This is a genomic window from Chitinophaga niastensis (assembly GCF_003014755.1).
Classification (GTDB): Bacteria; Bacteroidota; Bacteroidia; order Chitinophagales; family Chitinophagaceae; genus Chitinophaga; species Chitinophaga niastensis.
The window spans coordinates 711,555-725,292 of the sequence record NZ_PYAW01000003.1; the positions used below are offsets into that span (position 1 = coordinate 711,555).

Annotated in this window: 8 protein-coding genes; 7 read left to right on the forward strand and 1 reads right to left on the reverse strand. The window is 45.1% G+C overall.

Features of this window, described 5'->3' with window-relative positions; translation table 11 throughout:
• Positions 1 to 271: 271 nt before the first annotated feature.
• The 4 genes from CLV51_RS17570 to CLV51_RS17585 all read left to right on the forward strand — a co-directional run bounded on the left by CLV51_RS17570 (position 272) and on the right by CLV51_RS17585 (position 4,359).
• A complete protein-coding gene (locus CLV51_RS17570; RefSeq protein WP_106529358.1) occupies positions 272 to 1,633 on the forward strand; it encodes a UDP-N-acetylmuramate--L-alanine ligase in 1,362 nt (453 codons plus the stop codon).
• 33 nt (positions 1,634 to 1,666) lie between these two features.
• Positions 1,667 to 2,440, forward strand: coding sequence for a 3'-5' exonuclease (locus CLV51_RS17575; protein WP_106529359.1), 774 nt, complete (start codon positions 1,667 to 1,669; stop codon positions 2,438 to 2,440).
• Between the two features lie 72 nt (positions 2,441 to 2,512).
• A complete protein-coding gene (locus CLV51_RS17580; RefSeq protein ID WP_106529360.1) occupies positions 2,513 to 3,253 on the forward strand; it encodes a polyprenol monophosphomannose synthase in 741 nt (246 codons plus the stop codon).
• Positions 3,254 to 3,477: 224 nt separating this feature from the next.
• On the forward strand, positions 3,478 to 4,359 hold the full coding sequence (locus tag CLV51_RS17585; RefSeq protein ID WP_106529361.1) for a DMT family transporter: 882 nt from the start codon (positions 3,478 to 3,480) through the stop codon (positions 4,357 to 4,359).
• Positions 4,360 to 4,428: 69 nt separating this feature from the next.
• On the opposite strand, the gene CLV51_RS17590 is transcribed toward CLV51_RS17585, so the two are convergent.
• A complete protein-coding gene (locus tag CLV51_RS17590) occupies positions 4,429 to 5,178 on the reverse strand; it encodes a DeoR/GlpR family DNA-binding transcription regulator (protein WP_106529362.1) in 750 nt (249 codons plus the stop codon).
• Between the two features lie 405 nt (positions 5,179 to 5,583).
• Here CLV51_RS17590 and CLV51_RS17595 point away from each other — a divergent pair, with 405 nt between their 5' ends.
• From CLV51_RS17595 to CLV51_RS17605, 3 genes are all read left to right on the forward strand, one after another.
• The gene (locus CLV51_RS17595) at positions 5,584 to 8,757 is read left to right on the forward strand and encodes a SusC/RagA family TonB-linked outer membrane protein (protein ID WP_106529363.1); all 3,174 of its coding nucleotides are present in this window, start codon (positions 5,584 to 5,586) and stop codon (positions 8,755 to 8,757) included.
• Between the two features lie 11 nt (positions 8,758 to 8,768).
• Positions 8,769 to 10,427 (forward strand): RagB/SusD family nutrient uptake outer membrane protein, encoded by a 1,659-nt coding sequence (locus CLV51_RS17600; RefSeq protein ID WP_106529364.1) that lies wholly within the window; start codon positions 8,769 to 8,771, stop codon positions 10,425 to 10,427.
• 399 nt (positions 10,428 to 10,826) lie between these two features.
• Positions 10,827 to 13,679, forward strand: a complete 2,853-nt coding sequence (locus CLV51_RS17605; protein WP_106529365.1) for a S9 family peptidase — start codon at positions 10,827 to 10,829, stop codon at positions 13,677 to 13,679.
• The last annotated feature ends 59 nt before the right edge of the window (positions 13,680 to 13,738 follow it).

Genomic DNA, 13,738 nt, shown 5'->3' on the forward strand with positions numbered 1-13,738 from the left:
GCAAAGATACAAACCATACCGGCGTAGCCCAAAATTCTTACATAAGATCGCATACTGGGAAGATTTAAATTATTCATTAACTAAAACGAAATTTCACAGGAAATATGATACCACTCTTTTTTAATCGTGTTTTGTAACGTTATTTTGCAAATATAGAAAATACATTAAAAAAAACAACACTATGTGATGTTAGAATGTTGAGATAATGGACCGTGAAAAGCTAATCGTCTACGTCTCAATGGCTTCAATTTCCAAATCGTGATCTTGTTCTATGACAAAAGTACATTTTATTGCCATTGGCGGCAGCGTAATGCATCAATTAGCCATTGCGCTCAAACATAAAGGTTATGAAGTAACCGGCAGCGACGATGAAATATTTGAGCCAGCCCTTTCCAATCTGCAGCAGGCAGGCATCCTCCCGGATACTATCGGATGGAATGCCGCCAGGATCACACCAGACATCGACGCTGTCATTCTGGGCATGCACGCCCGGGAAGACAATCCAGAGCTGGTACGCGCCCGGGAACTCCAGCTGAAAATTTATTCTTTTCCGGAATACATCTACCAGGAAAGTAAAAATAAAACGCGGGTGGCCGTTGGCGGCAGCCATGGTAAAACCACTACCACGGCTATGATCATGCATGTGCTCCAGCAACAGCACAAAGCATTCGACTACCTCGTAGGCGCCAGGCTCGATGGTTTTGCACAGTCGGTAAATATTACAGATGCCCCCGTAATTGTTTGTGAGGCAGATGAATACCCGGCCTCCGCCATTGAGCGAAGACCTAAGTTCCATTTCCTGCATCCGCAAATAGCAATATTGACGGGTATTGCATGGGATCACATCAATGTTTTTCCTACCTACGAAATATATAAAGAACAATTTGCCATATTTATCAGGCAGATGAAACCCGGACAGGTACTGATCTACAACAGCTCCGACAAAGAGCTGGTAAGCCTCGTTACCGCCACCGGAAGCCACCTGAAACTCATTCCTTACAGTCTTCCGGAGCACACCATCCACAACGGCATTACCCGCGTTTTCTTTGGTGAACAATATGCAGACCTGGAAGTATTTGGTGGCCATAACCTCCTGAATATGTATGCAGCCAAATTGGTATGTAATGAATTAGGCATCTCCGATGCGGAATTCCTGACAGCAATTGCTACCTTTAAGGGCGCTGCAAAAAGACTGGAGCTGGTGGCAAAAAACGGGCATAGCGTTATTTATCGTGATTTTGCACATGCTCCCTCCAAGGTAAAAGCTACCATGGAAGCCGCTAAGCAACAATTCCCCGATCGGAAACTGATTGCTGTTCTTGAGTTACATACTTACAGCAGTTTAAATGCAGACTTCCTGGAACAGTACCAGGGCGCCATGGATCCGGCAGATGTAGCAGCCGTATTCTACAGCAAACACGCCCTGGAGATTAAGCGTATGCCTGATCTGGCTCCAGAACTGATTGCACAACGCTTTGGCCGCCCCGACCTCCATATTTTTCACGAAAGAGAAAAGCTGGAAGCATTTTTAGCCGCCCAAAACTACCGGGATGCCAACCTGTTGCTCATGAGCTCAGGAACGTACGACGGGCTGGATTTCAGTAAGTTGAACGCGCTGCTGACAAATAACTAAATTACTAACTCAACAAATACTAAATACTATATAATGCCTTCTTTGCTCCTCAAAAGGCCACTGGCCGTTATCGACCTCGAAACCACAGGTACTAATGTGGCTTCCGATCGTATCATCGAAATTGCTATTATCAAAGTTTTCCCGGACAAAACCACACAGTCCAAAGTAAAACGTATTAACCCCGGAATGGCGATCCCTGCAGGATCTACAGCAATTCATGGTATTAAGGACGAAGATGTAAAAGATGCTCCCACCTTTAAACAGGCAGCCCACGAACTGAAACAGTTTATGGAAAACTGTGATCTGGCCGGATATAACTCCAACCGCTTCGATATTCCCCTGCTGGTAGAAGAGTTCCTTCGGGCAGAAATAGAATTTGATGTATCAAAACGCAAATTTGTAGACGTACAAAGGATTTTCCACCTCATGGAAAAACGTACCCTGGGCGCCGCTTACAAATTTTACTGCGATAAACAGCTGGAAAACGCACATAGCGCCGAAGCGGATGCACTGGCTACCTACGAGATCCTGGAGGCACAATTGGGCCGCTACGACCAGCTACAGGTAGATATTGACTCCCTGGCTGACTTTACCAAGGAAGAAGACTACATCGACTTTGCACGCCGGCTGGTAATGCAGGGCGGACAGGAAGTTTTTAACTTCGGTAAATATAAGGGACGCCCCGTAAGAGACGTACTGAAAGCGGAGCCACAGTACTATGACTGGATGATGAAAGCGGATTTTCCCCTCAATACAAAGCAGAAATTGTCTGAGATATTTCACAATATGATGTTAAAAAAAATGTAATATTTTTCAACAACGGCATATCTTGCGCCGGAATTGAATTATTTTCGCCATCCAAAAATATCATCTGCTGAATTGGAAAAGCTTGTCATCATACCTACGTACAATGAAAAGGATAACATCCGCAATATCATTGACGCCGTATTTTCCTTACAGGAGAATTTTCATATTCTGATCGTAGATGATGGATCGCCGGATGGTACCGGCGCTATTGTAAAGTCGTTACAACAGCAACATCCCGGCGAATTATTCCTGGAAGAAAGATCCGGTAAACAAGGTCTGGGTACAGCCTACATCCATGGCTTCAAATGGGCACTGGCCAATAACTACCAGTACATTTTTGAAATGGACGCTGACTTTTCCCACAATCCTAAAGATCTTGTGCGCCTCTACGATGCCTGCGCCAAAGATGGCGCCGACGTATCAGTAGGTTCCCGCTATGTGAAAGGTGGCAACACCGAAAACTGGCCATGGGACCGCGCTGTATTGTCTTACGGTGCATCCATCTATGTAGGCATGATCACCTGGATGCCGGTAAGAGACCCTACCGCCGGATTTGTATGCTATCGCAACACCGTACTGGAAGCCATTAACCTGGATCAGATACAGTTTGTTGGATACGCATTCCAGATTGAAATGAAATTTACAGCGTGGAAGCTGGGCTTCAAAATAAAAGAAGTCCCTATCACCTTTAAAGACCGTAAAGAAGGATACTCTAAAATGAGTAAAGGCATTGTGAAAGAAGGTGTTCTTGGTGTATTAAAGATTCAATGGCAGAGCCTTTTCCGCAATTATAAAAGAAGAGTTCAGAATTAATTGCGAATTTTGTCTTTCTCCGGATTAGACTGATTTTGCTGATTACACTGATTTTTATCTTTTGATTTTATAGAGATTTAAAAAGATTAGAGAAGATCAGAGCGAATAATAATATTCGCTTTAATCTTCTCTAATCTTTTTAAATCTTTCCAAAAAATCATATAATCAGCAAAATCAGTCTAATCCGGAGAAAGACAACATTCGCAATTATTATAAATGCATTCATGAAAAAAGCATTTCTCCAGCTGCATCTCTCCGTATTTCTCGCAGGATTCACTGGCATTTTAGGTAAATTAATCTCCCTCAACGAAGGACTACTGGTGTGGTACCGGCTAATGATCACCTCCGTTACCCTGTATGTATTATTTCGTTTGCAGGGCACGCTGAAAAAATTACCCTGGAAAGATATTTTACCAATCGGTAGTACTGGCATTGTAGTAGCCCTGCACTGGCTCTTCTTTTACGGCAGTATCAAATATTCCAACGTATCTATCGGGGTGATCTGCTTTTCGCTGACCAGCCTGTTTACGGCTATCTTTGATCCGCTGATCAACAGGCGCCGCTTTGATGTAGCAGAAATGTTACTCAGTCTGCTCACGTTATTCGGCATATTACTCATTTTTCATTTTGATACACAATACCGCACCGGTATTATCCTAGGCATTATTTCCGCGATGTTTGCCGCTTTATTCACTGTTTTCAATAAACGGCTGGTCAAACGTTTTGACACGTACACCATCACCTTTTATGAGCTCTCGGCAGGCTTTGTGGCATTAACTATTGCCCTGCCTTTTTACCTCTATACTTTCCCTGTTACCTCTATACTGCCTACGTCCATGGATTTCGTCTATCTGCTGGTATTGGCCTGGTTCTGCACCGTATGTATGTACCTGCTGAGCATGAGTGCACTGAAAAAGATATCCGCCTTTACAGTGAATCTTTGTTTTAACCTGGAACCGGTATACAGCATCATTATGGCGTTCGTTCTATTTCATGAAAATAAATTCCTGAACCCGGCCTTTTATGCAGGTCTGGCGTGTATTATATTATCAGTAGCGTTACAGATGGGAAGAGTGGTATTACAAAACAGGGCAGCGAAAGCCTGATATCTTTTTAAAAACGAAAGCGCCGGTAAGGAATGAATTCCCTGCCGGCGCTTTTTTATATGATATAAATTAAAATAATTCCAGGTCCAGCTGCTGATAAGCTGACATCAGGTGGTTTTCCGGCGGCAGCTCTGTAATGAGATAATGAATAAGATTCAGATCGCACACTTTCATACGCTGGGAAGAACCCAGTTTTTCTGCGATACTCAGAATGGCCAGTTTCTTGGAAGCCCGTATCATGGCCCTTTTCACCTGTACTACTTCCCAATCAGAATCTGTCATGCCCTCCTCTACGGAAAAGCCATTGGCTCCCAGTAAACACAGATCTACTTTAATATCTGCCAGTTGGTTAATAACGCTGGCGCCTATATGAACATTGGAGCTTTTAGATAGTTGTCCACCAATACTGATAACCGTAAGATGTGTGTGTTCCACCAGCTGCAAAGCCACCAGCGGACTGATAGTAAAAAAAGTAGCACGCAGGTTTTCCGGTATGCGCTTCGCCAGTTCAATCATCGTGGTACCGCCACCTGTGAGCACCACCATATCATTTTTCAGGAGCCGGATCGTTTTTTCTGCAATCTGTTGCTTGGCCTCCTGGGCATAAACCATATTCTCCGTATTAAACGGATGATGAAAAGAGCGGCCTATAGCCCCGCCATGCACCTTCAGGATCTTACCCTCTTCCGCCATCTCCTTCAGATCCCGCCTAACGGTATCTTCAGAAATACGCAACATCGTGCTGAGGTCTGTAGATAAAACCTTGTTATGCAGATTAATCTGTCGCATGATAAATGCCTGACGTTCTTCTTTCAACATTCGTGGAAAATTTTTCAAATATACAAATCTACCCACAGGTAGGTGCTGCACACCTTAATTACACACTATAAATTTTCAGCATCTAAATCCATTTAATAATGCGTGTTTTAGCATATTTAATCATACAATAACCTGCATTTTAATGCATACTGCTATAATTTACGAAAATTAAACTATAAATTCATTGCATAAAACGCAAATACACGCAAATTGTCGTGTAGCCGACATGGTAGTAAGCGTAGCCTGTAGACGGTAAGTCTGGAACACCAGCACGCCAATCATCCACCAAAAACAAGTAAAGAACAAGCCTATAGACCTGAAGCCCGTTGCCAGCGACCCATAAGATCCGCTTATAAATCTTAATAAATCAAAACTCCGTTTCAACTATCATCTAAACTCTGTATTATGAAAGAGCGTCTACTTTCTACATTCCTGTTTTTATTATTTTATGCCAGTTCCTGGGCCCAGCAAGGGATTTCAGGAACCGTGACAGACAAAAGCAGCGGACAACCCATTATCGGTGCTACTATCACCACCGGTAAAAAAGGGGCCGTTACTGATGCAAAAGGTAAATTCTCCATGGTGCTGCCGCCCGGTACCAGCACCATCAACATTACTTCTATTGGCTACAAACAGCTGGTAGTCCCCGTTACCGCAGCCGACAACTACAATATTGCCATGGAAATCGATGAGCGGTCCCTGGAACAATTTGTAGTGGTAGGTTATGGCACACAAAAGAAAGCCAACCTCACCGGCGCTGTTACCACCGTAGATGTAACCAAAACAATGGAAGGCAGACCCGTCACCGATCCTTCCAAAGCCTTGCAGGGCGTAGCCCCTGGCCTTAACATCAGCTTTTCCAATGGTGGCCTTACACAGGCGCCCAGGATAAATATCCGGGGCATTGGCTCTGTAAACGGCACCAGTAGCCCGCTCATACTGGTAGACAATGTGGAAACACCGGACCTTACGCTCATCAATCCGGAAGATATTGAAAGCATCTCCGTATTAAAAGATGCTGCCTCTACCTCCATCTATGGCGCCAGAGCAGCTTTTGGCGTAGTCCTGATCAAAACAAAATCCGGCAGGCGTAATACTCCTACCGTTGTCAGGTACAGCAACAACTTTGGCTGGAGCACCCCTACTATTCTGCCAAACTTTGCCGATCCGGAAAAAGAACTGACAGGGCTATACGAAGGAGCTACCCGCGCAGGTACTACCAGCCCGGAATTATTCGGTATGCAACTACTCAAACTACGCGACGGCATCAAAAACTGGAAAGCGAAATACGCAGGAAACCGCACCAGCAATGAAATGGTGCCTGGTGAAGATTTTGTAATAGATCCTGCTGGTGGACCCACCTACTTCTACCGCATTTGGGATGCAAAAGATATGATGCTGAAAAAATGGACCCCGCAACAAATCCACAGCATGAGTATAAGAGGAGGCACTGAAAAATTAGCCTACTCCATATCCGGCGGTTACAGCAATACCGGCGGCATTCTGAAAATGAATCCCGACAACATCAAAAAATATAATATCACCGGCAGCATCAGTGCCAGCGTTACCAAATGGCTCGATGTAGATCTTAAAATGATGTACCGCAATTTCGAATACGATTACCCCTATCAATACCAGGGCTACTTTTATTACATGTGGCGCTGGGGTGCATTCTTTCCTTACGGCACCTACCAGGGAAAATACTTCCACCATACACCCGGATACCTCGCTAACGCACAAACCAATACGCTCACAGATAACTACCAACGTATTAACCTGGGTGCAACGCTGAAGGTCACGAAAGACCTGAACATCCGCGCTGATTATACCATTGGCCGCGATAATGCGGTACGTCATGTAATAGGTGGAAAAGTAATTGCATGGGACTATTGGGCCTCCGGTCCTTTATCACTCGGCAATATTGCCACACCTGCGCAGGATGTGGTAGCCTACCAGTCCGGCAGCTATAAGGTGAACACATTTAACATGTACGCTACCTACGATAAACGGTTATCAAAAAGCCATCAGCTAAAACTAATGGCCGGTATCAACGCAGAAGATGAAGATACCATCAACTTCTCCGCCTATCGCCGTAATGTGCTGGACCCCACCAAAGCCGAAATACCATTGGCCAGTGGAGATCAGCTGGTAGATGGTAATCATCTTGCAAATGCCTACGCCGGCTTTTTCGGCAGGATAAATTATATATACAAAGACAAATGGATGCTGGAACTAAACGGACGTTATGACGGTGCTTCCGCATTCCCGCCCGCCTACCGCTGGGCCTTCTTCCCCTCTGCTTCCATGGGTTATCGCATCACAGAAGAAGCATTTATGCAGTCGTTTAAAAAAGTACTGAGCGACATGAAGTTCCGCGCCTCCTATGGTACCCTGGGCAACCAGGATATGGGTGGCAAGTGGTACATACCCTCTATGAGCACCAACAACCAGGTAAACTGGATGAATGGCGGCAACTATGCCTCCGGCGTTAACCAGCCCATTGCCGTAGCCAATTCCCTCACCTGGGAAAAAGTACGCACCCTGGATGTGGGTACAGATATCAGCTTGCTGAATAATCATATAGGCGTTACCGTAGACTGGTACCAGCGCAGCACAGATGGCATGCTTACCAACAAAGCCATTCCTGCTACATTTGGTACAGGCGCTCCCCGCATAAATAACGGCGCACTCCGCACCCGTGGCTATGAAATTGCAGTAGATGCCAATTACAACCTCAGCAAAGACTGGATGATATATGGCACCCTGGCCTTCTGGGATAATAAAACAGTTATCACACAATGGGATAATCCTTCGTTACTCATCTCACAAAACTATAAAGGAAAAAACTATGGGGAAATCTGGGGATTTGAAACAGACCGCTATTTTACCAAAGATGATAATATGGCTAAAATGCCCGACCAGTCAAAGTTACAGGATGGCAACTTTGTGTATGGCCCGGGCGATATAAAGTACAAAGACCTGGATGGCAACGGCGTAATTGATGGAGGTAAAGCTACGCTGACCGACCACGGCGACCTGAAAGTAATTGGTAACACGCTCCCCCGTTATCAGTACAGTATGCGGATTGGAAGTACTTTCAAAAATTTTGATATCGACATCTTCCTGCAAGGCGTTGGAAAGCAGGACTACTGGGGCTTCGGAGATCTCACATTGCCCATGTATCGCGGCAGTGATATCTTATACGCCAACCAGCTGGATTACTGGACCCCGGACAATATGAATGCGTATTACCCACGCCCTTATGCCGGCAATGCCAACGGCAAAATTGCAGGTCTGGCCAATGGAGGCAATAATTTCTATCCACAATCCAGGTACCTGCTGAACCTGGCTTACCTGCGCCTGAAGAATATCACACTGGGATATACCCTACCTGCTGAAATTTCAAAACGTATTCACATCCAACGTTTACGCATATACGGCAGCGGCCAAAATCTCGGTGAAATATCCAACGTAGGTGCGCCTATTGATCCGGAAATCACCACCGGTGAATCAGGATTTACCGGCAGAACATTTCCATTTCAACGCACCTGGTCTTTTGGCGTACAGGTTACACTCTAAACTAACTACAAATGAAAAAGCGTATATTCTTACCCGTTATATTGATCGTTTTGCTGGCTGCTGCCGGTTGTAAAAAATATGTAGACAAAGGTTTACCTGACCAGTTCGATGACAAAACCTTCTGGAGATCAGAAGATAACGTACGCAGCTACAGCTGGCCGTTTTATGAATTGTTCCCCGGATACGGTAATGGCGGTTCTTTCGGAGATTTTTATTTTACTTCTTTTACAGATGATCAGGCGAATACTACTTTTCAGAATTTCACCCTGAATGTGCCCTCCGCTGCATCCTCCTGGGATTTTTCCACGGTGAGAAAAGCCAACATCATGCTGGAAAGAATAGATGCGGTGCCTATGCCTGATGAAGCAAAAAAACACTGGAAGGGAGTAGCACGTTTCTTTCGCGCATTGGTTTATTTTGCGCGGGTGAAAGATTACGGCGATGTGCCATGGATAGGCCGTTCTATGGATATCAGCGATACTGCCATGATCTATAAACCACGTGATCCGCGCACCCTAGTGATGGACAGTATACTCTACGATATCAACTATGCAGTTGATAATATGCGTGTAAAAGATCAGACCAACACAGTTAACCGCGATGTGGCACTGGCACTGAAAGCACGTATATGCCTATACGAAGGCACATGGCGCAAATACCATACTAAACTGGGCTTACCGGATGCCGGCAAATTCCTGCTGGCAGCCAAAGATGCCTGTGAAAAGCTGATGGCATCACCTTATAAATTATCAGCCGACTACCAATCCAATTATAATTCGCTGGACCTCGCCAATAACGGGGAAGTAATACTGTATAAAAAATATTTACCCGGTTACCTCACACATTCTGTCATCGGCTATACTACCAGCAGCAGCCAGATGTCCGGATTAACCAAAGCAGCGGTAGAATCCTATCTCTGCACAGACGGTTTGCCCATCAGCTTATCTCCGCTTTATCAGGGCGACAACACTATAAAAGTCACAAGATCCAACAGGGATAGGCGTTTGCTGCAAACTATCGATACCTTTCTTTGTTATAATGGCAACCTGGTGCAAGGTATGAGCAGCAGTACCGGCTATCGCCCGTCCAAATTCCTGCAACCGCTGGTAGCCAACGTGCTGGCACCTTACAACGATACAGATGCTCCCCTCTTCTGGCTGGCAGAAGTACTGCTGAACTATGCAGAAGCCGCCGCAGAACTGGATAACCTTGGTCAGTACGCTTTTGCACAAACTGATCTGGATAAATCTATCAACCTGCTGCGTGTCCGCGCTAACCTCCCGCCTTTGCAATATGCAGGCGCACAAAAGGTAGCGGTGAATGGTGCCGGTTATGCAGATCCTAAAAAAGATGCAGATGTAACCTCCCTCATTTGGGAAATCAGGAGAGATAGAAGAGCTGAGCTGATGATGGATGGCTTCAGGTATGCAGACCTTATGCGTTGGTCAAAAGGCGATTACATGAGCAGTGCCACGCATCCGGATATTTTTAAGGGTGCCAAAGTACCGGACAATGGAGCGGTATTGAGAGATGCCAACGGCTACATAACGCCTTATAAAGCTGCCACCTCCCGTACTTTTGCAGATCCGAAAAATTACCTGTTACCAGTGCCCAGCGGCCAGATTTCGTTGTATCCGAATGGTACACTGGCGCAAAATCCTGGTTGGTAAAATAAGGCCTTCGGCCTTTGTCTTTCTCCCGATTAGGCTGATTATGATGATTACCTGATTTCTTTCTTTTTTGATTTAAAAAGATTAGCGGAGATCTCAGCGGATGTTGTCTGAACCAGGATTTTTAGGATTGAATGGATTACCCTGATGGATGCCGAAGATTATATCGAAGATATTCGCGTAAATCTTCTTTATAAAACAACATAATACCCATCAGGGTAATCCATTCAATCCTAAAAATCCTGGTTCAGACAACATCCGCTGAGATCTCTGCTAATCTTTTTAAATCAAAAAAACAAAATCAGGGTAATCAGTAGAATCAGCCTAATCCTGTGAAAGACAAAAGCCATTCTCCACAAAATTCGTAATTTGGAATCCGTAATTATTACTTTAGCGCTTATGAGAAAAGTTTTACTGGGGATATCCCTCCTGGGATCAACCCTGTTTACCTATGCACAACAATCTGCCAAAAAGCCGCTGGATCACAGTGTATACGACAGCTGGCAAAGCATTGGCACTAAACTGATCAGCAACAACGGACAGTGGGTGGTGTACACTATCACACCTCAGGAAGGCGATGCCAACCTGGTGATTTTTGACCGAAAAACAGGTCAGTCCATCAACATTCCACGTGGTAGCAGCCCAGTTATTACAAATGATTCCCGCTATGTGGTATTCAGCATCCGGCCGCTTTTTAAAGATACCCGCGACGCGAAGATCAAGAAAAAGAAAGCAGCCGAAATGCCGAAAGACTCTATGGGTATCGTTACCCTGGGCAAACCGGATGTACTGAAATTTCCTACAGTTAAATCTTTTAAAACGCCGGCAAAAGGCAGTGGGCTACTGGCTTACCTGGTAGAAAAACCAGCAGCAGATACTGCTAAATCTAAAGGCAAAGGATTTACACCACCTAAAATAGCGAAAGATAACGATCGCGCAGACGATGATAAAGGCGCCGGTGCTGGCACAGAAGGCGGTACGCTGGTAATCAGGCAACTCCTCACAGGTATGCAGGATACAGTGAAAAATGCCGCTGAATATACGTTCAGCAAACCAGGAAATAATTTACTGATAGAAATAGCAGAAGATAAAAAAGATTCGCTTTCCCGCAACGGTGTACTGCTATGGCATGCTATCAACAGGAAGACAGATACGCTTAGTCGTGGTTATGGCGACTATAAACAGTTTGCTTTTGATGAAAAAGGAGAACAGGCAGCTTACTTTGGTACACGCGACAGCACCAAAGCATTGCAACCGTTTTATAAATTGTATTACTTCAAACCAGGCCAGGACAGCGCCTTTGCGGTTGCTGATAAAAGTAGCAGCGGTCTGCCGGCTAACTGGAGCATCAGTCCCAACAGCCTGATTTATTTCAGTAAAGATGGACAACGGTTGTTCTTTGGTACTGCACCAATATTGCCGGTAAAAGATACCAACATCGTAGAATTTGAAGTAGCCAAAGTAGATATCTGGAATTATAAAGATGATTATCTGCAACCCATGCAATTAAAAAATGCAGATAAAGAGCTGAAGAGAAGTTATGCAGCGGTATATTATCCTGCTGCCAAACGTGTGCTGCAACTCAGCGATAAAGATCTTGAAAACGTAGTAGTACCCGCAGAAGGCAACAGCACTAACGCACTCGGCTATACGGATAAAGGAGAACGTGTTCCGCTACAGTGGGTGGGGCGTACACTAAAAACAGCCTGGCTTGTTAATGTAAATGATGGCACCCGCAAGAAAGTAAAAGAAAAGCTGGACGGAGATTTTTCTATCTCTCCCAATGGAAAATATATTACCTGGTATGACCTGGTAAACAAACAATGGTTTACCTACGAAAATGCCACCGGCACAGTGATAAATATCAGCAAAGGTATTCCCACCAAGGTTTTTGATGAGGAAGATGATCATCCTGATGTGCCCGAAGCGTATGGCATAGCAGGATGGATGGAAAACGATCAGTTTGCGTATATCTATGACCGTTATGACATCTGGCAGGTGGATCCAACAGGTAAGACAGCACCTGTTGCAATCACCGGTAATGTAGGCCGTAAAGACAAGATCCGTTTCCGTTATCTCCGTCTGGACCCGGAACAAAAATTCTTCCGTCCCGGTGAAACGCTGATGCTGAGTGCTTTCCAGGACAGCACTAAATATAACGGCTACTACTCCCTTCAGCTACCGGCTAAAAAAAGTAAAGCCGTATTACCCAAACAAATTGTTTTAGGTCCTTATACCTACGCTGATCTGTTGAAAGCAAAAGATGCCGCAGCTTATACTTTCACAAAAGGCAATTACGTATTATCACCGGATGTATATGCTGGTGTGCAGATAGATAAAGCAGATAAGGTTAGCAGTACTAATCCGCAGCAACAGGGTTACAACTGGGGCACTGCGGAGCTTTACAAATGGACTACTTTCAGCGGTAAGCCGGCAGAAGGTATCCTGTACAAACCTGAAAATTTTGACAGCAGCAAACAGTATCCTGTCATCTTTTACTTCTACGAAAAATTAACCGATGGCCTGTACAACTACCAGGCACCGGCACCTACGCCATCGCGGTTAAATATTTCCTTCTTTGTGAGTCGTGGTTACCTCGTGTTTGCGCCGGATATCAGCTATGAAAACGGCTATCCGGGTAAGAGCGCCTATAACTACATTGTGAGTGCTGCAGAAGACCTGGCAAAAAAGCCATGGGCCGATGGCAAAAACATGGGGATCCAGGGCCAGAGCTGGGGTGGCTACCAGGTAGCTTATCTCATTACACAGACAAATATCTTCAAAGCTGCATGGGCAGGTGCTCCTGTAGCCAATATGACCAGTGCTTACGGTGGTATTCGTTGGGAAAGTGGTATGAACAGGCAGTTTCAGTACGAGCATTCGCAAAGCCGTATAGGTGCTACTTTATGGGAAAAGCCGGAGTTATACATTCAAAACTCTCCACTCTTTAACCTGCCACGTGTAACCACACCGGTAGCTATCATGTCTAACGACGCCGACGGAGCAGTTCCATGGTATCAGGGCATTGAAATGTTTACCGGCTTACGTCGTTTAGGCAAGCCCGTTTGGTTGCTGAATTACAACAACGAAGCACACAATCTCATACAGCGTCAGAACCGTAAGGATATTCAGCGCAGAGAACAACAATTCTTTGATCACTTCCTGAAAGGCGCAGCAGCACCACAATGGCTGGAAAGCGGCGTACCTGCCACTGAGAAAGGCATTAACTGGGGCTGGGATTTGCAACAGTAATATTTTCATTTTGATAGACAACGCTACAAGTACCTGATACAGGGGCTTGTAGCGTTTTT

Bases quoted from the DNA above. Each gene is read 5' to 3' on its own strand.
- CLV51_RS17570 (WP_106529358.1), top strand. From the start codon at position 272: ATGACAAAAGTACATTTTATTGCCATTGGCGGCAGCGTAATGCATCAA.
- CLV51_RS17575 (WP_106529359.1), top strand. From the start codon at position 1,667: ATGCCTTCTTTGCTCCTCAAAAGGCCACTGGCCGTTATCGACCTCGAA.
- CLV51_RS17585 (WP_106529361.1), top strand. From the start codon at position 3,478: ATGAAAAAAGCATTTCTCCAGCTGCATCTCTCCGTATTTCTCGCAGGA.
- CLV51_RS17590 (WP_106529362.1), bottom strand. From the start codon at position 5,178: ATGTTGAAAGAAGAACGTCAGGCATTTATCATGCGACAGATTAATCTG.
- CLV51_RS17595 (WP_106529363.1), top strand. From the start codon at position 5,584: ATGAAAGAGCGTCTACTTTCTACATTCCTGTTTTTATTATTTTATGCC.
- CLV51_RS17600 (WP_106529364.1), top strand. From the start codon at position 8,769: ATGAAAAAGCGTATATTCTTACCCGTTATATTGATCGTTTTGCTGGCT.
- CLV51_RS17605 (WP_106529365.1), top strand. From the start codon at position 10,827: ATGAGAAAAGTTTTACTGGGGATATCCCTCCTGGGATCAACCCTGTTT.